The sequence below is a fragment of the Streptomyces hesseae genome (genome assembly GCF_031845785.1).
Classification (GTDB): domain Bacteria; phylum Actinomycetota; class Actinomycetes; order Streptomycetales; family Streptomycetaceae; genus Streptomyces; species Streptomyces hesseae.
On sequence record NZ_JAVRFI010000001.1, the window covers coordinates 744,099 to 766,678 of the forward strand.

Sequence of the window (22,580 nt, forward strand, 5' to 3'; positions counted from 1 at the left end):
TCCTGATACCGCGGCCGGTGGCCGGGCATCGTGCACCGTTCCGATCGGCGATGACTGGGCCGGTGATCATCATGATGTCGGGGAGATGAGCATGTGACAGCTGACCAGCAGGCCCCAGAAGGGGAATACCAGTTCCGACCAGCGCACGTTGACCACGACGAAGAGGAGGATGAGGCCGACGAGGTAGCCGAGCCACACCAGCCAGCGCGGGAACAGCCCCAGAAGGCGGCCGATGGTTGTGGCCGAGAGGGTGAACACCGCGGCCATGCGCATGCAGTAGCTGGACAGCAGCGTGTAGGTGACGTGATGCCCGAACTGCCACAGTGGCAGCCCTGAACCCAACGCGCCGCCTCGCGCTGCGGCCACCTCGAGCATGCTGCCCGCCGACGTGGCCAGAGCGAACAGCGTCGCGACGAACAGTACGCCGCTGCCCAAAAACACGGTGGCGACGAGTTTGTCCTCCGCCTCGCCGACGCAGGCCCGTAGCGCGCCCATGAACCACAAGAAGGCGATACCGGCAAACGGCAGCAGCGCCAGCGCCCAGCGAAGAGCCTCCCGGCCAGAGGAGTTGGCGTGCCACTCGTGCGCACTGGGCGGGAGGGAGGGGAACACGATCCGCACGAGGACGATGACGGCCGTCAGCAGGACGGCAAACAAAATACCCACTGCGCCCGCCGGGCGGGCGGCGTCCTCGGCCGCCCGGCGCGGGCCGGGCACCAGTGCGGACAGAGGCAGGAGGAGGCGCTTGTCCATGTCGAGCCGGAACGTGCCGTACGGGTTGATGTTCGACCAGAACAGTGGCTGAAGGTGGTGAGGGTGAGCGAGCGCTGAGGCCATCGCGGTCCTCGCGGCGTTCGGCGCCTCTGCGCGGGGGCGCCGGACGGGCGCGGTTCCGTCAGACGGCGCGGTCCCGGCCGCGCCAGTGCGGGTCGCGCAGCAGCCGTTTGTAGAGCTTGCCGTTGGGGTCGCGTGGCATGGACGCGGTGAACTCCACGCTCCTGGGCCGCTTGTAGCCGGCGAGCCGGGCGGCGCAGTGGCCGAGGAGCTCGGCGGCGAGGGCGGCGCCCGGCGGATGGCCGGGCTCCGGTTCGACGACGGCCTTCACCTCCTCGCCCCAGTCGTCGTGCGGGACACCGAAGACGGCGGCGTCGGCGACGGCGGGATGGGCCAGGAGCACGGACTCGACCTCGGCGGGGTAGATGTTGACGCCGCCCGAGATGATCAGGTCGATCTTGCGGTCGTGGAGGAAGAGATAGCCGTCCTCGTCGAGATGGCCGAGGTCGCCGACGGTGAAGAAGTCCCCGACGCGGCTTCGGCGCGTCTTGTCGGCGTCCTTGTGATAGGCGAAGGGTCCCGTGGTCATCCGCAGATAGACCGTGCCGACCTGCCCGGTGGGCACGGGCTCGCCGTCGTCGTCGAGAACTGCGATCTCGCTGATGGGCCAGGGCCGGCCGACCGTGCCGGGTTTGCGCAGCCACTCCTCGGAGGTGGCGTACGCGCCGCCGCCCTCGCTGGCCGCGTAGTACTCCTCGACGCATCCGCCCCACCATTCGATCATCGCCCGTTTCACATGCTCCGGGCAGGGCGCGGCGCCATGGATGGCGTGCCGCAGCGAGGAGACGTCGTAGGCCGCCCGTACGTCGGCGGGCAGGGAGAGCAGCCGGCGGAACTGGGTGGGGACCATGTGCGTATGGGTGCAGCGGTGGGTGTCGATCAGCCGCAGCATCTCCTCGGGGGTCCATTTGTCCATGACCACCAGCCGGTGCCCGATGTGCAGGGACGCGGCCGCGAATTGCAGGACGGCGGTGTGGTAGAGCGGCGAGCACACCAGATGGACGTTGCCGTCGTGGGGCTTGATGCCGAAGATGCCGAGGAATCCGCCGAGATGGGCCTCCTCGGGCGGGATGCCGGGCAGCGGACGGCGGATGCCGCGCGGGCGGCCGGTGGTACCGGAGGTGTAGTTCATGACCCAGCCGAGGGTCCGGCCGCCGGGTGGGGTGGCGGGCCTGCCGTCGAGGAGGGCGGCGTAGGGCCGGAAGCCGTCGATGTCCCCGACCGCGTACCGCCCGGAGGGCGGCAGCCCGGCCTCGTCGGCGGCGGCCCGTACGGTGTCCGCCCAGCGCTCGTGGGCGATGAGCGCCTTGGCGCCGGAGTCCGCGAGGATCCAGGCGATCTCGGGGGCGACGAGGTGGTGGTTGACGGGGACGAGATAGAAGCCGGCCTGGGTGGCGGCGAGATGGGCGGTGAGGAATTCGGCGCCGTTGGGGAGGACGACGGCGAAGGCGTCGCCCTCGCGAAGGCCGTTCGCCCGGAGGGCGTGGACGAGGCGGTTGGCGTCGGAGTGGAGGTGGCCTGCGGTCCAGGCGTCGCCGGTGGGGGTGATCAGTACGACCCGGTCGGGGTGGGCGGTGGCCTCGGCCCAGAAGCCGTGCACTGTGTCCGTCATGACGTGGTGTCCTCCTGGGGCGCGTCGCCGGGTGCGGGCCGGTGGGTGGCGTTGTGCCCACCCTCCCCCAAGCTCTCGGCTTCGCTCGAGCAGGGGGGACCCCCATCGCCCTGCGGAACGATTGCCCACAACCGGTTCACTGCTCGTTCGAAGCCTCTGGTGAGGTCGTCCATCACTCCCTGGACGGAACGTACGGAGTCCATCGCCCCCACGATCTGGCCGACAGGCGTGCCCAGCAGGGGCACCACCTCGTGTTTCTGGATGCGGGAGAGCGCTTCGGCGACGAGGAGGCCCTGGAGGGGCATGGGCAGGGTGCCGGGGCCTTCGGGGGCGTCCCAGGCGTCGGTCCAGGGTGTGCGGAGCTGGCGGGCGGGCTTGCCGGTGAGGGCGCGGGAGCGGACGGTGTCGCCGGAGCCCGCGGCCAGGAGCTTGGCGGTCAGGGCGCGGGAGGCCAGACCGGCCTCCTCGGTGGTGAGCCAGATCGAGCCCAGCCAGACGCCCTGCGCGCCGAGGGCGAGCCCGGCGGCGATCTGCTCGCCGCTGCCGATGCCGCCCGCGGCCAGGACGGGCAGCGGGTCGACGGCCCGGACGACCTCCGGGGTGAGGACCATGGTGGCGATCTCCCCGGTGTGGCCGCCCGCCTCGTAGCCCTGGGCGACGACGATGTCGACGCCCGCCGCCGCGTGCCGGACGGCGTGCCGGGCGCTGCCGGCGAGCGCGGCGACGAGGGTGCCCTGACCGTGGGCGCGTTCGATGACGTCGGCGGGTGGTGGGCCGAGGGCGTTGGCGAGGAGCGCGAGGGGGTAGTCGAAGGCCACGTCGAGCTGGCTGCGGGCGACGTCCTCCATCCAGCCCGTGATGCGCCAGCCGGAGCGTTCGCCCTCGGCCAGTTCGGGGACGCCGTGCTCGGCGAGCGTCCTGCGGACGAACTCCCGGTGCCCCTCGGGGATCATGGCCTCGACGTCGGCCTCGGTGAGGCCGGGGACGGTGCGGGCGGGCATGACGACGTCCAGCCCGTAGGGTCTGCCGTCGGTGTGCGCCTGCATCCAGTCGAGGTCGCGCTCCAGTTCGCCGGGCGCGGTGTAGCGCACCGCGCCGAGGACGCCGAGCCCTCCGGCGCGGCTGATCGCGGCGGCGACCGGGGGGAAGGGAGTGAAGCCGAAGAGGGCGTGCTCGATGCCCAGCCGGCGGCTCAGCTCGGTCCGCATGGGCGGCAGGATGCCGCAGGGAGCCGGCGGAGGGAAGCCACCGGAGCCCATTTTCTGACGTAGCGTCAGATCGCCGGGCCCAAGGCCCGGTCAGCGCGGCTGCTGGTTCCCCCGGGTGGCGCTGGTCCGGCGGACCGCCGCGACCTGGCGGTAGAGCTCGACGGCCTCGGCCGAGCGGCCGAGCTGCTCCAGGCAGTGGGCCTCGTCGTGCCGGCTGGCCAGGGCGTCGGGGTGGTCCGCGCCCAGCACGCGCTGCCGGGCCTGGGCCACGTCGCGGTAGACGGCGAGGGCGTCCGCCCAGCGGCCGAGCCAGCCCAGGCCGACCGCCACCTCACGGCGGCTGACGAGGGTGTCGGGATGGTCGGGGCCCAGCACCCGGGCGCGGATCGCGCAGACGTCGCGCGCCTCGGCGAGGGCCTCCTCCCAGCGGCCCAGGCGGCCGAGGTTGACGCCCAGTCCGTGCCGGGCGCGCAGGGTGTCGGGGTGGGCCGGGCCCTGGGCGCGGGCGCGGTCCTCCACCAGCTCGCGGTAGAGCTCCAGGGCCTCCTCGCTGCGGCCCAGCCGGCCCAGGCAGATCCCGGCCTCGTAGCGGGCGGCGAGGGTGTCGGGCTCGTCGGGGCCGAGCACCCGGGCGCGGGAGACGGCGACCTCCTCATAGGTGCGCAGCGCCTCGGTCCAGCGGCCGAGCTGGCCGAGCGCGTAGCCGACCTCGTAGCGGGTGACGAGGGTGTCGGGGTGCTCCCGGCCCAGGACGCGGGAGCGGGCGGCGGCGACGTCGCCCGCCATCCGGTAGGACTCCTCCAGGCGGCCCAGTCTGCTGAGGTTGAAGGCCAGGTTGTGGCGGCAGCGCAGGGTGTCGGGGTGGTCGGCGCCCATGACGCGCTCGCGGGCGGTGAGTACGGACGTGTAGACCTGGTGGGCCTCGAAGTGGCGGCCGAGCTGGCCGAGGACGTACGCGGTCTCCTGGCGGGCCGCCAGGGTGTCGGGGTGGTCGGGGCCCGCGGCGCGCTCGCGGCCCGCCGCCGTCCGGGCGAACTCCCGCAGGGCGTCCTGGGGACGGCCCAGCCGGCTCAGGGCGAAGCCGAGTTCGTAGCGGGCGGCGAGGGTGTCGGGGTGGTCGGGGCCCAGCAGCCGGTCGCGCTCGGTGGCGACGGCCCGCTGCGTCTCGGCGGCCTCGGCCCAGCGGTCGAGCCGGGCCAGGCGCAGCCCTTCGCTGTAGCGCGCGGCGAGCTCGGCCGCGTGCCCGTCCGGGGGCGGGCGTTCGGAGCCGGAGGGCTGTGGGGGGATCCGCCGGACCCCGGTACGGCCGGGGACGTCCCCCCGGGTGCCGGTCCACGCGCCGGTGAGCGAGGCGGAGGGGTCCGGCGGCGGCTCGAGGTGCCCGGTGCCGGCGGCCTTGGAGCCGGTGGTCATGTTCCGGGCCCAGCCGGGCAGCCGGGGCGGCTCCGAGAGCCGGGCGGAGGCCCGTACGGGCCAGGTGCGCCCCTCGGGCAGGGTGCCGCCCGGGGGTGTGGCCATCCGGTACGGGGTGAGCTCGGCGAGGCTCTGGACGAAGGCGGCGGCGTCCTCCGGGCGGTCGTCGGGGTCCTTGGCGAGCAGGTCGAGGACGACCGTCTCGAAGGGGCAGGGCAGTTCGGGGCGGAGCTCGCGCGGCGGCCGGGGCGGGGTGTCGCGGTGGCCGACGAGCACGGCCCAGGCGTCGTCCATGTCGAAGGGCGGGGCGCCGGTGGCGATCTCGTAGAGCACACAGCCCAGCGAGTACAGGTCGCTGCGGTGGTCGACGTTGCCTGCGCCGATCTGCTCGGGAGACATGTAGTGCGGCGTGCCCATGGCGATGCCGGTGCCGGTGAGGCGGGTGGAGAAGCCGATGTCGTGGGCGAGGCGCGCGATGCCGAAGTCGCAGATCTTCACCGTGCCGTCGGCGAGGCGGACGATGTTGGCGGGCTTGAGGTCGCGGTGGACGATGCCCTGCCGGTGGGTGTAGTCGAGGGCGGCGCCCACCTGGGCGGCGATCTCGACGACCTCGGGCACGGGGAGCGGGTGGTGCCTGTTGTCCTCCAGGAGCTGGCTGAGGTTGCGGCCGTCGAGGAGTTCCATCACCAGATAGAGGACGCCCTCCGACTCGCCGAAGTCGTGGACGACGGTGATCCCCCGGTGCTGGAGCGAGGCGGCCACGCGCGCCTCCCTGCGGAACCGCTCGCGGAGCACCCGGAGGTAGGACGGCTCGTGCTGGCGTCCCATGGGCTTGAGGCACTTGACGGCCACGTGCCGGCCCAGGGACTCGTCACGGGCGCGCCACACCTCGCCCATGCCGCCCCGCCCGATCAGGTCGAGCAGCCGGTACCGGCCCTGGATCAGCCTGGTGTCCGCCATGCCGCCGCCGCCCCCGTCGATTCGCTGTGCCTCCCCCAGCCCCTCAAGTATGGCGGCCGGGCCAGGCGCCTTGTAGGCCGACGACGGCGCCGGCGGGACCGTTTCCGGGTCCGGCCGGCCGGCCACCGGCCATGTGATCGGGTCTTCACCCGCGCCGATAGCCTGAACCGCCCCTGATGACGGCACACCGAGAACGGAGTGTGTGTTTCATGGAGATCCACGGTATTTGCGACGATCGGTTCGGCCCGGTGCGGGAGGCGTTCACCGCGTCCCTGCGCGACGGCCGCGACGGCTCGGACGTCGGGGCCTCGGTGGCGGTCCTCCTCGACGGCGAACCCGTCGTGGACCTGTGGGGCGGGTACACCGACCGGGAACGCACCCGGCCGTGGCGACAGGACACGATCACGAACGTGTGGTCCCTCACGAAGACGATGACGGCGCTGTGCGCCCTCGTCCTCGCCGACCGTCGCGAACTCGACCTGTCCGCACCGGTCGCGAAATACTGGCCGGAATTCGGCACCGCCGGGAAGGACGGCATCGAGATCCGGCACGTGCTCGGCCACACCGCGGGGCTCCCCGACTGGGACCGGCCGATGGCGCTCGACGACCTGTGCGACTGGGAGAAGGCCACCTCCCTGCTGGCCCGCCAGTCCCCCCGCTGGACCCCCGGCACGGCGTCCGGCTACCACCGGTTCACCCATGGCTTCCTGATCGGTGAGGTGATCCGCCGTGTCTGCGGACAGTCCCATGGCGTCGACCTGGTGCTGGGCATCCCCGTGCGCTTCGGCGTGGGCTACGCCCTGAACGCGACCGACGCGCCGATCGCCACGCCCAGCCCCCGGACGTGTTACTGGGGCGGCAGGGGCGGATCGCTGGTCGTCAACGATCTCGACGTGCGCGTGACCGTCGCCTATGTCATGAACCAGATGTCCCACCTCGGCCTCACCGACCCACGCCCCCGGAAGCTCCTCCAGAGCGTCTACACGGCACTGGCAGGCTGACCAGGACCGCTCAGCGCCGCACCCGCGGCATCCCCAGCCCGATCCAGGAGATGATCTCGCGCTGGATCTCGTTGTTGCCCCCGCCGAAGGTGAAGATCACCGCACTGCGGTAGCCGCGCTCCAGCTCCCCGTGGAGGACGGCGCCGGCGGAGCCCTCCTTGAGGGGGCCCGACGCGCCGAGGATCTGCATCAGCCAGGCGTAGGCGTCGCGGCGGGCCTCGGAGCCGTAGACCTTGACGGCGGAGGCGTCCTGGGGGGTGAGGGCGGAGTGCTGGAGGGCGTCGACCATGCGCCAGTTGAGGAGTTTCATGGCATCGAGCCGGATGTGGGTGCGGGCGAGGAGGCCGCGTACCCAGCCGAGGTCGATCACGCGGCGGCCGTCGGGGAGCTTGGTGGCGGCGGCCCAGTCGCGGACGTCGCGCAGGGCGCGGATCGCGGCGGAGCCGTGGGCGGCGAGGGTGACGCGCTCGTGGTTGAGCTGGTTGGTGATCAGGCGCCAGCCGTCGTTCTCCGCGCCCACCCGGCGGGTGAAGGGGACGCGGATGTTCTCGTAGTAGCTGGCGGTGGTGTCGTGGGAGGCGAGGGTGTTGATCAGGGTGCAGGAGTAGCCGGGGTCGCTGGTGGGGACCAGGAGGATGCTGATGCCCTTGTGGGCTGGGACGCCCTCCTCGACAGGGGCGGTGCGGACGGCGAGCCAGACCCAGTCGGCGGTGTCGCCGTTGGTGGTCCAGATCTTCTGCCCGTTGACGACGTAACCGTCGCCGGCGTCGTCGCGGACGGCCCGGGTGGTGAGGGAGGCGAGGTCGGTGCCGGCGCCGGGCTCGCTGTAGCCGATGGCGAAGTCCAGTTCGCCCGCGAGGATGCCGGGCAGGAAGGCGGCCTTCTGCTCCTCGGTCCCGTAGCGCATCAGCGTCGGGCCCACGGTGTTGAGCGCCATCAGCGGCAGCGGCACCCCGGCCTGGGCGGCCTCGTCGAAGAAGATGAACTGTTCCATGGGCGTCATCCCGCCGCCCCCGTACTCCTTGGGCCAGCCCACCCCCAGCCGGCCGTCGGCGCCGAGGCGGCGGATGGTGCGCCGGTAGAACCGCTTGCGTTCGGCGGGGTCGGCGTGCCGGGCTTGGGAGCCGTCGGGCACCACGTCGGCGAAGTACTCGCGCAGTTCGGCCCGCAACCGCCGCTGCTGCGGGGTGTACTGGAGATCCACGGCCCCTCCCGGTGTGCGCCGGCAGCCCCTGCGGATGCCGGCGCACACGGTAGAACGCGTTACAGCAAGAGGGAAGTCACACGGTCACGCGGGGCGGTACGTGCCCGGGGCGACGTAGGCGGCGAACCTCGGGGTGCTCCCGCCCCGGTAGGAGAGGAAGTTCTGGGTCGCCGACTCGGTCAGCGGGCGGTCCGCGAGGGCGTCGAGGGCCGCCACGTAGGGCGCCGGGTCCACGCCCTCCTCGCGCATGAAGGCCGCCGCCCGGTCGCGGGCCGTCGCGTCGTCCGGGTGGCCGGGGACCATGGGGACGTAGAGCGTCGCGCCCGGCAGGTCCTTGCCGCCGCTGAAGGAGAAGCAGGTCACCGGGGGCTTTCGCCAGCCGGACGGGTCGCGGTGGCCGGTGACGCGCTCCAGGGCGCGGGCGAAGGAGCCGGGCACGTGGTCGTACGCGACGGCCGACTTGGCGTCGATGTCCTCGGCGGAGACGCCCGAGTGCGCCATGTACAGCTTGACGCGGGCCTCGTCGCCGTCGGAGAGGTCCAGGGCCAGGGCGGCCGGTTCGTGGGCCACGTCGGCGGCCGTGCCCAGGTGCGCCGTCAGGGCTCGCCAGGGGCGCTCCAGGCCCAGCCGGATCAGCGCTTCCTCGGTGCGGGCCAGGGAGTGTTCGCGGCCGGCGACGGCGGGGTTGAGGTAGACCTTGTACAGCGGGTGGCCGCCCGGGCGCCAGGCGACGCCGTGGGAGAGGGCGAAGAAGCCCTGGGGGTTCTCGTCCGTGAAGAGGTCCTCGATCAGCGAAAAGCGGTCGAGGGAGACGCCCGGCCGCCGGGCCAGCCGGCGGGTGAAGGCCCTGCCGTCCGCCATCCGGCCGCGCGGCGTGCCGGGGTGGCTCGGGGACTCGAGCGACAGCCGCAGCTCGGCGCCGCCGTCCGCCCACGCGAACGAGATCTCGAAGGGCATCCCGTCGATGGACACCCAGCAGGCGCGCTCCGGCGGGGTGCCGGCGGGGAGTTCGCCCCAGGCGCCGCACAGCTCCCGGACGAGGGAGAGCATCGGTTCGCGGTCCCGGCCTCCTATGCCGAGGCTCGCGGCAGCCCGGTCCACCTTGTCGCAGGCGATGTGGGCGTAGCTGTCGGTGGGGTCGTAGCGCCGTGAGTCGAACCGTACGGCGCGCCCGACCATCTCGGCCACGACCCCGGTACCCGGGTCGGCGAAGGCGGGATCCGGACGGCCGGTCACGGGGCTGGCGGCTTCCATCGTCACTCCCTGAACAGATCGCGGGCAAAAACGATCGGGATCGTCTCACCAGGTCAGAGGTTGTGTCCGCTTTTCGCTCGACAACGCACCCAAGTGTTCACCTTGGGGCGTGTGTTCACGCCAATTCACTGCTTTCCCGGTGCCGGTGGACGCCTGGCCGGGGCGCTGTGGCGGTACCGTCCGCCGGGGGCCCGGGCCCGGGATCGTCGCTGATCAGCAGGGCGTACCCGTGCATTGCCCGGGGTCGCTCGGGCTCCCGGCGGGCGGTGCGCGGAGAACGGCCGGAAGAGTTCACCCCGGGGGTTTGCGATCCGACAGACCGAGACATGATCGCTAGGCGTCGCCCAGGGCCGCTTCCGGCCCTCCCGGCGAGCACATGTGCCTGTCCAACCGCGGCCGAACGGCCCGTCGGCACGCCGCCGCCGGTCCGGTGAAGTCCGCGCAGAGGAGATGTTGACGCGTGTCCGCACAGCACCACTCCGCACAGCACCGCTCCGCCGCGCTCCGGCCCCTCACCGGGGGCCCCACCGCTTCCCCTGGTGAACCCGACACCCTCACCGCGGCGTTCGCCCGGCAGGTCCGCCGGACGCCCGACGCGACAGCGGTGGTGTCCGGGGACGGGGGGACGTCCCTGACCTACCGGGAGCTGGACGCGCGGGCGGACCGGCTGGCAGGGCGGCTGGCCGCACGGGGTGTGGCGCCGCACGACACCGTCGCCGTCCTGATGGACCGCTCCGCCGGCCTGGTCGTCGCCCTCCTCGCGATCGTCAAGGCCGGTGGCTGCTACGTGCCGTTGGACCCCCGGCACCCCGCCTCCCGGCTGGAGTGGATCCTCTCCCGCACCGGAGCCCGTGCCCTGCTCACCGACGCCGGGACGGCCCCGCCCGCCGGGCTCGGCGACGGCGTGCTCGCCCTGCGGGCCGACGACGACCGCGAGCCGACCACCGGTCCCGACGCCCCCGAGCCTGCCGACGATCCCGCCCGGCTCGCGTACGTGATGTTCACCTCCGGCTCCACCGGCACCCCCAAGGGCGTCGCCGTCACCCACGGGAACATCACCGCCCTCGTCCGGGACCCGGCGTGGCACGGCGGCGCCCACGAGCGCGTCCTGCTGCACTCGCCGCACGCCTTCGACGCCTCCACATACGAACTGTGGGTGCCCCTGCTCACCGGCGGCACCGTCGTGGTGGCGCCCCCGGGCGAGCTGGACGCGCGCGGCATCGCCGCCGTCGTGGCCGCCACCGGGACGACCGGGCTGTGGGTGACCGCAGGGCTCTTCGCGGTGCTGGCCGAGGAGGACCCCGCGTGCTTCCGGGGGGTGCGCGAGGTGTGGACCGGCGGCGACGCCGTCTCCCCCGCCGCCGTCCGCCGGGTGCTGGCGGCCTGCCCCGGCACGGCCGTCGTCAACGGCTACGGGCCCACCGAGACCACCACGTTCGCCACGTGCCACCGGGTGGCCGAACCGGGCGCCCTGGACACCGTCGTGCCCATCGGCTCCGCCATGGACGGCATGCGCGCCGAGATCCTCGACGCCTCCTTACGGCCCGTGCCGCCGGGCGAGGTCGGAGAGCTCTACCTCGGCGGCACGGGCCTGGCCCGGGGCTACTGGATGCGCCCGGGCCTGACGGCCGAACGGTTCGTCGCCGACCCCCTCGGCGGCCCCGGCGAACGGCTGTTCCGCACCGGCGACCTCGTACGCCGCGGCCCCGGCGGGCTGCTGGAGTTCGTCGGCCGCGGCGACGACCAGGTGAAGATCCGCGGCTTCCGCGTCGAGCCCGGCGAGACCGAGGCCGTCCTCGCCGGGCACCCGGGCGTCGCCCAGGCGGCCGTCGTGGTCCGCGAGGACCGCCCCGGCGACAAACGGCTCGTCGGCTACGTCGTCCCCGCCGACACCCCGGCCGACGGCCCGGCCGACGGCCCCGAGAACGAGGCACCGGCCGAGCAGCTCGGCGAATGGCGGGAGATCTACGACGCACTCTACAGCGACGTCGCCCACGCCCGCTTCGGCGAGGACTTCTCCGGCTGGAACAGCAGCTACGACGGGCTGCCCCTCCCCCTGGACCAGATGCGCCACTGGCGCGACGCCACCGTCGAGCGGATCCGCGAACTGCGCCCCCGCAGGGTGCTGGAGATCGGCGTCGGCACCGGCCTGCTGATGTCCCGGCTGGCCCCCGACTGCGAGTCCTACTGGGGCACGGACTTCTCCGGCCGGGTCATCGACGGCCTGCGGACGCTCGTGGGACGGGACCCCGCCCTCGCCTCCCGCGTGGAGCTGCGCGCCCTGCCCGCCGACCGGATCGACGAGCTGCCCGCCGGGTTCTTCGACACCGTCGTCGTCAACTCCGTCACCCAGTACTTCCCCGACGGCCGCTATCTGACGGACGTCCTCACCAAGGCCCTCGGCCTGCTCGCGCCCGGCGGCGCGGTCTTCGCCGGCGACATCCGCGACCTGCGGCGGCTGCGCGGCTTCCACACCGACGTCCAGCTGCGCCGCCCGGACCCGCCCGCCGACCCCGCCGCGCTCCGCGCCGCCGTCGAGCACAGCGTGGTGCGCGAGAAGGAACTCCTGGTCGACCCCGCCTACTTCACCGAGCTCGCGGCCGCCGTCCCCGGCACCGACGGCGCCGAGGTGCGCGTCAAGCGCGGCCGGTACGCCAACGAGCTCACCCGCTACCGCTACGACGCCGTCCTGCGCAAGGCCGGGACCGAGGGCCCCACGGCACCCCCGCCGCCCCCCGCGACGCTGCGGTGGGGCCGGGACGTGACCTCCACGGCGGCGCTGGCTCCCCTGCTGGGCAGCACCCATCCCGGCGGGCTGCGGATTACGGGTGTCCCCGACGGGCGGCTCGCGCCCGTCGCGGCGGCGGCCCGGGCGCTGGAGGAGCGCGGCGAGGTCACCGCGCTCGGCACCGGCCGTGACGAGACGGGCGGCGAACTCCTGGAGGACTTCCACCACCTGGCGGAACGTTTCAGCCTGCGAGTGGTGGCCACCGCATCCACGTCGGCCACCGCGTCCACCATCGCCACCGCGTCCACGACCGCCGACGACGTCCTCGACATCGAACTGACCGGCCGCGCCCCCGGCGCCCCCGGCGGCGAAGGGCCCACCGGCGTCCCGCTCGCCTCGCTCGTCAACGCCCCCGCGACCGCCCGCGACACCGGCGCCCTGCTCGCCTCCATCCGCTCCCATCTGCGCGAACGGCTCCCCGAGTATCTGCTGCCCGCCGCCACCGTGGTCCTCGACGCCCTGCCGCTCACCCCCAACGGCAAGGTCGACCGCCGCCGCCTGCCCGAGCCGGACACCGGCTCCGCCGCGAACGGCCGGCCCCCGCGCGACCCCCTCGAAGAGCTGCTGTGCGGGCTGTTCTCCGGCATCCTCGGCGTCTCCCGGGTCACCGTCGACGACAGCTTCTTCGCCCTCGGCGGCCACTCCCTGTCCGCCACCCGCCTCACCGCCCGGCTGCGGTCCGTGCTGGGCCTGGAGCTCCCCGTACGGACCGTATTCGAGACGCCGACGGTCGCCGGGCTCGCCGGCGCCGTCCGGAAGGCGGCGGAGGGCGAACGGCCCCCGCTGGTCCCGGCGGAGCGCCCCGGGCGCGTACCGCTGTCCTTCGCCCAGCAGCGACTGTGGTTCCTCCAGCGCCTCCAGGAGCCGGGGGCCGCCTACAACGTGCCGCTGGTGCTGGCCCTGGACGGCGAGCCGGACCGGGCGGCGCTGGAGGCGGCGCTCGGCGACCTCGTCGAGCGGCACGAGAGCCTGCGCACCGTCCTGCCCGAGGACGGCGGGGTGCCGCGTCAGCTCGTCCTGGACCCGGCCGCCGCCCGGCCACCGCTGACCGTCACCGAGGTCGCCCCGGAGGCCCTGGACGCCGCCGTCGACGAGGCCGTCCGGCGGCCCTTCGACCTCGCCGGCGGCATCCCCGTCCGCGCCGGGCTGTTCACCACCGGGCCCGGCCGGCACGTCCTCGTACTGGTGGTCCATCACATCGCCTGCGACGGCTGGTCGCTGGCCCCGCTCTGGCGCGACCTGGCCGCCGCGTACACCGCGCGCCGGGCGGGCCGCGCACCGGACACGGCGCCGCTGCCGGTCCAGTACGCCGACTACACGCTGTGGCAGCGCGAGCTGCTCGGCGACGAGAACGACCCGGGCAGCGCCGCCGCGCGCCAGCTCGCCTACTGGAAGGGCGCCCTCGACGGGCTGCCCGAACGCACCGAGCCGCCCCTGGACCGGCCCCGCCCTCAGGTGGCCGGCCACCGCGGCGACACCCTGCGCTTCACCCTCGACGCGGACCTCCACCGGCGGATCACCGAACTGGCCCGCTCCTGCGGCGCGAGCCCCTTCATGGTCGTGCACGCGGCGCTGGCCGCTCTGCTGACCAAGCTGGGCGCGGGCACCGACATCGCGATCGGCAGCCCGGTCGCGGGCCGTACCGACCCCGCCCTGGACGGGCTCGTCGGATTCTTCGTCAACACCCTGGTGCTGCGCGCCGACACCTCCGGCAACCCCTCCTTCCGGGACCTGCTGGCCCGCGTCCGGGAGACCGACCTGGCCGCCTACGCCCACCAGGACGTGCCCTTCGAGCGGCTTGTCGACGCCCTCGCGCCCGCTCGCGGCCTCGCCCACCACCCGCTGTTCCAGGTCATGCTGGCCCTCCAGAACGCCCCGCAGGGCGCGCCCGAGCTGCCGGGCCTCGCGGTCACCGAGCTGCCGTGGCCGACCGGGGCCTGCCGCTTCGACCTGTCCGTCTCCCTCACCGAGCGGCACGGCCCGGACCGGCGGCCGCTGGGCGTCGACGGGGTGGCCGAGTACAGCACCGACCTGTTCGACCGGGAGGGCGTCGAGCGGATCGTCCAGCGGTTCGTCCGCCTGCTGGAGGCCGTCACCGCCGACCCCGGCCGCAGGCTGGGCGCCCTCGACGTCCTGCTCCCCGGGGAACGCGCCGACCTGCTCGCCCGTGGCGGCGACCCCCGCGAGGACGTGCCCGCCGCCACCCTGCCCGAGCTGTTCGAGGAGCAGGCCCGGCGGACGCCCGAGGCGACCGCCGTCCTCTTCGACAACGGCGACGACGTCGAGGGCAGCGTACGGACGCTGACGTACCGTGAGCTCAACGCCCGCGCCAACCGGCTGGCCCGCCATCTGCTCGGCCACGGCACCGGCCCGGAGACGACCGTGGCCATCGCCCTGCCCCGCGACCCGGACGCGATCGTGGCCACCCTGGCCGTGCTCAAGGCGGGCGCCGCCTATCTGCCGCTGGACCCCGGCTACCCGGAGGCCCGGCTGCGCCTGATGCTCGACGACGCCGCGCCCGGCCTGCTGCTGACGGACCTCGCGACGTCCCTGGCCCTGCCGGGCGCTCCGGACCTGCCCCGCGTCGTCCTCGACCGGGAGGAGACGCGGCGCGCGGTCGGAGCCCACTGGGACGGCGACGTCACCGACGCCGAGCGGCCGCGCCCCCTCGACAGCGCGAGCCCCGCCTACGTCATCTACACGTCCGGCTCCACCGGCCGCCCCAAGGGCGTGGTCGTCACCCACTCGGGTTTCACCGGCGTCGTCCGGGCGCAGCTGCGGCGGTTCGGGGTGACCTCGGACAGCCGGGTGCTCCAGTTCGCCTCGCACAGCTTCGACGGTGTCGTGTGGGAGCTGTGCGGTGCGCTGCTGACGGGGGCGACGCTGGTGATGGCCCCGGCCGGGGTCACCGCCCCCGGCCCCGGCCTGACCGCGCTGGCCGGGCGGCACGGCGTCACCCACGCGACGCTGCCGCCCGCCGCGCTGTCGGTGCTGGAGCCCACGGACCTGCCCTCGCTCACCTCGATGATCGTCTCGGGTGAGGCGGTGAGCGGGGAGACGGTCCGTCGCTGGTCCGCCGGGCGCCGCTTCCTCAACGGCTACGGGCCCACCGAGACCACGGTGTGCGCCACCCTCAGCGCCCCCCTGTCCGGTGGCGGCGCGCCGCCCATCGGCCGGCCCACCGTGGGCGCCCGCGCCTACGTCCTCGACCGCGACCTGTGCCTGGTGCCGCCCGGGGTCCCCGGCGAGCTCCACATCTCCGGGGCCGGGCTGGCCCGGGGCTATCTGGGCCGGCCGGGGCTGACGGCCGAGCGGTTCGTGGCCGACCCGTTCGGGGAGCCGGGCGGGCGGATGTACCGCACGGGCGATGTGGCCCGCTGGAACCGGGACGGGGAGCTGGAGTTCATCGGCCGCGCCGACGGCCAGATCAAGCTCCGCGGCTTCCGGGTCGAGCCCGGCGAGATCGAGGCCGCGCTCGGCACCCACCCGGGGGTGGCCCAGGCGGTCGTCGTCGCCCGCCGGGACGACCGGGCCGGCACGTACCTCACCGCGTACGTCGTGCCCGCCGGTGACGCGCCGGGCCCGGACGGGGCCGCGCTGCGCGCCCACGCGGCCGCGCTGCTGCCGGGCCATATGGTCCCGTCGGCGGTCCTGGTGCTGGACGCGCTGCCGGTCACGGCCACGGGCAAGGTCGACCGGGCGGCGCTCCCGGCACCGGACTTCGGCGCGCTGTCGACGGGCCGGGAGCCGCGCACTCCGCGCGAGCGGATCGTGTGCGAGCTTTTCGCGGAGGTCCTGGGCGTTTCCCGGGTCACCCTCGACGACAACTTCTTCGTCCTGGGCGGGCATTCGCTGCTCGCCACCCGGGTGATCAGCGGGCTCCGCCGGCGGCTGGGCGTCGAACTGCCCGTCCGCGCGCTCTTCGAGCACCAGTCGGTCGCGGCCCTGCTGGCGGCCGTCGACGGCACGGCGGAGCCGGCCCCGGCCGTGCCGGTGGACCTGGCCGCCGAGGCCGTCCTGGACGCCGGGTTCACCGTCGGCCGGCGGGCGGAGCGCGTTCCCGGGCCGGAGCGGGTGCTGCTCACCGGCGCGACCGGGTTCGTCGGCTCGTTCCTGCTGCGCGAGCTCCTCGACCGCACGGACGCCGAAGTCCACTGCCTGGTACGGGCGGGGGACGCCGGGCACGCCGAGCGGCGGATCCGGGCGGGCCTGGCACGCCACGGCCTGGCGGACGAGGGCGTGGACGAGCGGGTCGTTCCCGTCCCCGGCGACCTGGAGAAGCCGCTGCTGGGCCTGGCCCCCGACCGGTTCGCGGCACTGGCCGGGCGGCTCGACGCGATCTACCACAACGGCGCCCGCGTCAGCGCGGTCGACCCCTACGACCGGCTGCGCGCGGCGAACGTGGCCGGGACGCGTGAAGTGCTGCGGCTCGCCGCCGGAAGCGGCGTTCCGGTCCACTACGTCTCCACCGCCTCGGTCGCGGTGGGCACGGGAGCGCTGCCGGAGGAAATCCCGGAGAGCCGTCTCGTCCCGGCGCCGGAGGTCGCGGCCGACGGCTACACGGCGAGCAAGTGGGTGGCCGAACAGCTCGTCCGGGCGGCCGCCGGGCGCGGCCTGCCCGTGACCGTCCACCGCCTGGGCCGGATCAGCGGCCACTCCACCGGCGGGGCCGGACCCCAGGACGACGTCCTGTGGCAGCTCGTCCGGGCCATGCTCGTCCTCGGCGCCGCGCCCCGGCTCACCGGGCCGGACGAACCCGCGGCCGTGGTCGACCTCGTGCCCGCCGACTCCGCGGCGGCCGCCGTGATCCGCCTCGCGCGCCGGGAGGAGAGCCTCGGCCTCACCCACCACCTGGTCTGCCCCCGGCCGCTGCCCCTGGACACCCTCCTGGACCACCTCCGGGCCTACGGCTACCGGCTGGCGGACGTCGAGCGGGACGCCTGGGTGCGGGCGCTGCGCGAACGGGCCGAGGCCGACCCCGCCGCCGGGCTGGACGCGGCAGTGCTCCTGAGCGACGTCCTGCCCGCCCTCGTCCGGCTGGGCCGCGTCCGCCTGGACGACGCCAACGTCCGCGCGGGACTGGCGGATTCGGGCCCCGCCTTCCCCGCCCCCGACCGCCGGCTGATCCACGCCTACGCCGGCCACTTCGTCTCCACCGGGTTCTTCCCGCGCCCGACGGGCCACCGGTGAAGCACCGCGCTCCCTGATCGCACGCAACAACGGCAGCACACCGTAAAAGCAACGACAGAGAGGTACGAGCATCGTGAACAACCCCTGGGACGACACCGAGGGGACCTTCCTGGTCCTCGTCAACGACGAGGGACAGCACTCCCTGTGGCCGTCCTTCAGCGACGTCCCCGCCGGATGGGCCATAGCCCGCGGCCCGGGCACCCGCGCGGAGGCCCTCGCCCACGTCGAGGAGAACTGGACCGACATGCGGCCCAAGAGCCTCGTGGCGCGGTACGAGCGGGTCGCGGAGGTGCGGACCGCGTGAACGAGCCCCGGAGCACCGCGCAGACCCCGCCCGCCTACCCGTTCAACGAGGCCGCCGGACTCGAGGTCGACCCGATCTACGCGAAGCTGCGCAGGGACGAGCCCGTCGTCCGCGTCGGATGCCCCTTCGGCGAGGACTCCTGGCTCGTCACCAACCACGCCGACATGAAGACGATCCTCGGCGACCCCCGCTTCAGCCGGGCCCTGGCCGCCCTGCACGACGAGTCACGGCTGACGCCGCTGCCCATCCATACCAGCATCCTGGGCATGGACTCCCCCGACCACACCCGGCTGCGCCGGCTGCTCTCGCGGGTCTTCACCATGCGCCGGGTCGAGCTGATGCGCCCCGGCGTCGAGCGGGTCGCCAACGAGCTCCTCGACGGGCTGGTGGCACGCGGCGCCCCCGGCGACCTGATGGAGGAGTACGCCGTGCCGATGGCGGGCGCCGTCATCTGCGACCTGCTCGGCGTGCCCTTCGAGGACCGCGACGACTTCCGGCAGTGGCTGGACGCCTTCTCCGCCACGACCGTGATGACGGCCGAGGAGACCCAGGACGGCACCGACGCCCTCCACGGCTACATAGCCAAGCTGGTGCGCGAGCGCCGCGTCGAGCCCCGCGAGGACCTCATCAGCGGCATGGTCAAGGCCAGCGACGAGGAGGAGCGGCTCTCCGAGAAAGAGATGGTCGAGCTGATCAGCGTGCTGCTGATCGCGGGCCACGAGACGGTGTCGTCCCAGCTCATCGACTCCCTCTACGTCCTGCTCACCCACCCGGACCAGTTGGAGACCCTCGTCCGGCGGCCCGCGCTCGTCCCCCAGGCCGTCGAGGAGCTGCTGCGCTACGTCCCGCTGATCTCGCACGTGACCTTCGCCCGCTACGCCGCGGAGGACGTGGAGCTCAGCGGCACGCTGGTCCGCGCGGGCGAGTCGGTCCTCCCGGCGATCCCCTCGGCCAACCGCGACGAGCAGGTCTTCGAGAACGCCGACCGCTTCGACATCGGCCGGGAGCACAACCCCCACCTGGCCTTCGGCTACGGCATCCACCGCTGCCTGGGGGCGCCGCTGGCGCGGCTCCAGCTCCAGGTGGCGCTGGCGACGCTGCTGGAGCGCTTCCCCGGGATGCGCTGCGCGGTGCCGTTCGAGGAGCTGGAGTGGAAGGACGGCATGCAGGTGCGGAGCCTGCTGAAGCTGCCCGTCGAGTGGTAGCCGGCTGACGGGCCGGCACCGCGCCGGACCCGGACCCGGAGGCCCGGTCCCGCGAGAGCGGGGCCGGGCCTCCCGCCGTTTCCCTGCCGTTCCTTGCCGTTCGCGTCAGGCCAGGCGCCAGTCGGACGAGCCCGGGCTGCTCTTCGCCGTCTCGCCCGGGTCCGTGGTGGCCACCGGGGCGAGCGCGGCGTCGATCAGGGCGACGGTCTCCTCGTCCAGGGTGACGTCGGCGGCCTTGGCATTGTCGGTGATCTGCTCGGGCCGGGACGCGCCGATGACGGCCGTGACGACTCCGGGACGGGCCAGGACCCAGGCGAGGGCGAGCTGGGCGAGGGACAGCCCGAGCCCGTCGGCGACGGGCCGCAGCCCGGCGACCCGGCGCAGGACGTCGTCCTTGAGCCAGCCGCCCAGCAGCTCGGAGCCGTCGTTCTCACTGGTGGCGCGGGAGCCGGCCGGCCACTGGCCGCCGGGCTCGTACTTGCCGGTGAGCACGCCCTGGGCCAGCGGCGACCAGACGATCTGGCCGATGCCCAGCTCCTGGCAGGCGGGGATCACCTCGGCCTCGGGGACCCGCCACAGGGCGGAGTACTGCGGCTGGTTGGAGATCAGGGGGATCCGCAGCTCCCGGGCGAGCGCGGCGCCCCGGCGGATCTGGTCGGCGGTCCACTCGGAGACGCCTATGTAGTGGGCCTTGCCCGCGTGGACCACGTCGGCGAAGGCCTCCATGGTCTCCTCCAGCGGTGTGGAAGGGTCGAACCGGTGGGCCTGGTAGAGGTCCACGTGGTCGGTGCCGAGGCGGCGCAGGGAGTTGTCGGCCGACTCGCGGATGTGCTTGCGGGAGAGCCCGAGGTCGTTACGGCCCGGCCCGGTGGGGGCGAAGACCTTGGTGAATATCTCCAGTCCCTCGCGGCGCACGCCTTTCAGGGCACGACCGAGGGATTCCTCCGCGCGGGTGTCCGCGTAGACGTCCGCGGTATCGAAGGTGGTGATGCCGGCGTCGAGGGCGGCGCGTACACAGGCGCGCTCGGTCTCCTCGCCGCGCGACGCGTCGTGGGTGAGCCAGTTGCCGTAGGCGATCCGGCTGACGATCAGTCCGCTGCGTCCCAGGTGACGGAAGTCCATGGGCGGCACGCTACCAACGGGCCCTCGCCCGGCGGGGGTTAACAAGGATCATGGCGGACCTCCCGAGGGAAGTCCGCCATGACGTGGTGTTCTTCAGCCGTTTCGGCGGCCGGGCCGACGGCTCAGCGGCGGTGCCGCCCGCCGGAGGAGGGGTTGCCGCCCGCCCTGCGCCGTCCGCCGCCGGACGGGCCGCCGGGCTGCGCCCCGGGCTGACCGCCGTAGCCGTCACCCTGCCCCGGGTGGCCGTCGTACTGGCCGTACGCCCCGTACTGGCCGGGCTGAGCGGGCCGGCCGGGCTGCCCGTACGGGTCGTACGCGCCCTGCTGCCCGTACTGGCCCTGGGCGGGCTGCCCGTACTGGCCGTGCTGCCCGTACCCGTCGGGCTGTCCGTACTGGCCGTGCTCGCCGTACCCGTCGTACTGACCCTGCTGACCGTAGTGGCCGTGCTCCCCGTGGTCGCCGTGCTCGGCGGCCGCGAGCGCGGCCCGCTCCTCCGCGAGGCCGAAGCGCGCCAGCAGCGGTGCCACCACCGGCAGCGTGTCGAGCCTCGGCAGCAGCCAGGCGTGCCACACGCCGGTGACGAAGAGGATGGCGGAGCCCGCGATCAGCACCGAGCCGAAGGTGTCGGTGGGGTAGTGGGCGCCGATGTACATCCGGGAGAAGGCGACGAGCAGGACCGCGAAGACACCGCAGACCATGACGGTACGGCGGTGCCGGGTCTCGCGGAGGAGGAAGTACGCGGCCACGACGGCGGCGACGGTGAAGGCGGTGTGACCGCTGGGGAAGCTGTTGGAGCCGATCTCCGGGTCGAGGGAGAACTGCCGCGGCGGCCGCTCACGGGCCACGATGGCCTTGGCGATCTGGGTGCTGTTCCAGCCGACGGCGACCACGAGGAAGGTGGCGACCGCGGCGGTCGGCCGGCGCCGTACGAACAACAGCCACCCGCTCCAGGCCGCGAGGATCAGCACGCCGGCGACCGGCGAGGCACAGTAGCTGACCAGCTCCATCGCGTGGTTGAGCCAGGGGGTGCGCAGATTGGTCTGGATCGTCCGGTCCAGCGACAGGTCGTGCGGCTGGATCAGCGTGGTGTGCGCGGCGACCAGCCCGAGCACGATCGCGGCCGCGAACAGCAGGATGGAGTTGCGCAACCAGTGGCGCACGTAGGGCATGGGTGGGGCGTCCTTCGTATCGGTACGACGGTACCGGGGCGGCAGCACGGTAAGCGTACGGTCGGGTGACGGGTGCGTGCCGCACGGATGTCATCGGCGCGGCTGCACAGCAAAAGCTACACGCGCGGCGTGACACCCTTCCGGCGCGGCCGTGGGCGCACGGTCCGCCGTGTGACAGGGGTCACCGCCACTCCACCAACAGTCGCTCGCCCCGTACGGTCACGGGCGTGCCGAAGGCGGCGCAGGCCCGGGAGAAGCGCTCACGGACCCATTCCCAGTCCTCGCCGCGCGCCGGCTCGGTGCGGCAGTAGTCGAGGCGCAGGGGGACGGCCTCCAGGCGGACCGGCCGGTAGGGCGCCGGGGCCGGGTCGTCCGGTCGCGCGGGGTTGTCGAGGGTGACGAGGAAGAGCAGCCCGAGGTCGTTGCGGAGCACGGGGTCGACGGCGTAGTCGTCGACGAAGTCGCCCATGTCGTGGATCACGGGCCCGGCCACGCCGTGGAAGACGTGCGCGGAGTGCCCGGCGACGAGAGTCGCCCCGGCCGCCAGCAGCTCCGCCGCGGCGGCCCGTACGTGGTGGGGCGGCACCGAGGTCATATTGGGTCCCCAGTGCGGGGTGACCAGCACGGCGTCGGCCTCCGCCGCGGCCCGCCCCACCAGCTCGGTGAGCCAGTCCGGCACTCCCCTGTGCAGATCCGCGAAGGCCACGCCGGGCCGGCCGGGGCCGGCGGCGAAGTCGTCCGGGTGGTCGGTGACGCCGACCACGGCCAGCCGTACCCCGCGCGCCTCCAGCACCGTGTACGCGCGGGCGGCGGCGACGTCCGCCCCGGCGCCGACGACCCGGACGCCGGCCGCCGTCAGCAGTTCGCGGGTGTCGGCGAGGGCGTCGAAGCCGTAGTCGAGGGCGTGGTTGTTGGCGAGGGTCACACAGTCCACGCCCAGCTCGGCGAGGGCGGCGGCGGCCGGCGGGGGCGCCCGGAAGAAGAAGGGCTTGCCCGGGGCCGCCCAGGGCTCGCCCCGGCCGGAGACGCAGCACTCCAGATTGAGGACGCACAGATCCGCCCCGGCGATGACGTCCCGGATCTCCTCGCTCAGGATCGTCGCGGGCTCCGGGGCCTCCCCGAGCCGCTCGCCGACCCCGCGTCCCAGCATGGTGTCGCCCGCCATCGCCACCGTGATCGGCGCCATCCGCTCCGCCTCCGTCCGGGCGGTGCGCGCTCACGCACCCGTCTCCCCGCAGTAGTACCAAGCCGGGGCCCGGTGGTGCCCGTCACGCTCCGCCGGGCGTGTCGGGACCCCGGCAGGGGGCCTTGGCGGG

At 74.1% G+C, this 22,580-nt stretch carries 11 protein-coding genes and 2 pseudogenes; 4 read left to right on the forward strand and 9 right to left on the reverse strand.

Annotated features, from left to right (window positions below):
• Positions 1-69 precede the first annotated feature (69 nt).
• The 4 genes and pseudogenes from RM609_RS02835 to RM609_RS02850 all read right to left on the reverse strand — a co-directional run bounded on the left by RM609_RS02835 (position 70) and on the right by RM609_RS02850 (position 6,027).
• Entirely contained in the window at positions 70-837 is a 768-nt protein-coding gene (locus RM609_RS02835) for a hypothetical protein (RefSeq protein WP_311607580.1), read from the reverse strand.
• A gap of 58 nt (positions 838-895) precedes the next feature.
• Positions 896-2,446, reverse strand: a complete 1,551-nt coding sequence (locus RM609_RS02840) for an acyl-CoA synthetase (protein WP_311607581.1) — start codon at positions 2,444-2,446, stop codon at positions 896-898.
• Between the two features lie 128 nt (positions 2,447-2,574).
• Positions 2,575-3,654: pseudogene (locus RM609_RS02845) on the reverse strand (NAD(P)H-dependent flavin oxidoreductase); the annotation flags it as partial.
• 90 nt (positions 3,655-3,744) lie between these two features.
• Positions 3,745-6,027 (reverse strand): serine/threonine-protein kinase, encoded by a 2,283-nt coding sequence (locus RM609_RS02850; protein WP_311607585.1) that lies wholly within the window; start codon positions 6,025-6,027, stop codon positions 3,745-3,747.
• A gap of 209 nt (positions 6,028-6,236) precedes the next feature.
• On the opposite strand from RM609_RS02850, the gene RM609_RS02855 reads away from it, so the two are divergent.
• Positions 6,237-7,028, forward strand: coding sequence for a serine hydrolase domain-containing protein (locus tag RM609_RS02855; RefSeq protein WP_311607587.1), 792 nt, complete (start codon positions 6,237-6,239; stop codon positions 7,026-7,028).
• Between the two features lie 10 nt (positions 7,029-7,038).
• Here the strand turns inward: RM609_RS02855 and RM609_RS02860 are convergent, their stop codons facing one another.
• Positions 7,039-8,232 carry an acyl-CoA dehydrogenase family protein gene (locus RM609_RS02860; RefSeq protein WP_311607589.1) on the reverse strand — a complete coding sequence of 398 codons (1,194 nt, stop codon included), beginning with the start codon at positions 8,230-8,232 and terminating at the stop codon, positions 7,039-7,041.
• Positions 8,233-8,316: 84 nt separating this feature from the next.
• Positions 8,317-9,486: a tryptophan dimethylallyltransferase family protein gene (locus tag RM609_RS02865; RefSeq protein WP_311607591.1), complete on the reverse strand. Its 1,170-nt coding sequence runs from the start codon at positions 9,484-9,486 to the stop codon at positions 8,317-8,319.
• Positions 9,487-10,012: 526 nt separating this feature from the next.
• Between RM609_RS02865 and RM609_RS02870 the strand changes: the two are divergent.
• The 3 genes and pseudogenes from RM609_RS02870 to RM609_RS02880 form a co-directional block, all read left to right on the forward strand.
• Positions 10,013-17,464 (forward strand): annotated as a pseudogene (locus RM609_RS02870) (amino acid adenylation domain-containing protein); the annotation flags it as partial.
• Between the two features lie 73 nt (positions 17,465-17,537).
• Positions 17,538-17,768, forward strand: a complete 231-nt coding sequence (locus RM609_RS02875; RefSeq protein WP_311607596.1) for an MbtH family protein — start codon at positions 17,538-17,540, stop codon at positions 17,766-17,768.
• A complete protein-coding gene (locus RM609_RS02880) occupies positions 17,765-18,973 on the forward strand; it encodes a cytochrome P450 (RefSeq protein WP_311607598.1) in 1,209 nt (402 codons plus the stop codon). Before RM609_RS02875 ends, RM609_RS02880 begins: the two co-directional genes overlap by 4 nt.
• A gap of 105 nt (positions 18,974-19,078) precedes the next feature.
• Here the strand turns inward: RM609_RS02880 and RM609_RS02885 are convergent, their stop codons facing one another.
• The 3 genes from RM609_RS02885 to RM609_RS02895 all read right to left on the reverse strand — a co-directional run bounded on the left by RM609_RS02885 (position 19,079) and on the right by RM609_RS02895 (position 22,450).
• Positions 19,079-20,095, reverse strand: coding sequence for an aldo/keto reductase family protein (locus RM609_RS02885; RefSeq protein WP_311607599.1), 1,017 nt, complete (start codon positions 20,093-20,095; stop codon positions 19,079-19,081).
• A gap of 122 nt (positions 20,096-20,217) precedes the next feature.
• Positions 20,218-21,264 (reverse strand): phosphatase PAP2 family protein, encoded by a 1,047-nt coding sequence (locus RM609_RS02890; protein WP_311607601.1) that lies wholly within the window; start codon positions 21,262-21,264, stop codon positions 20,218-20,220.
• A gap of 181 nt (positions 21,265-21,445) precedes the next feature.
• Positions 21,446-22,450, reverse strand: coding sequence for a CapA family protein (locus RM609_RS02895; RefSeq protein WP_311607603.1), 1,005 nt, complete (start codon positions 22,448-22,450; stop codon positions 21,446-21,448).
• Between the last annotated feature and the right edge of the window lie 130 nt (positions 22,451-22,580).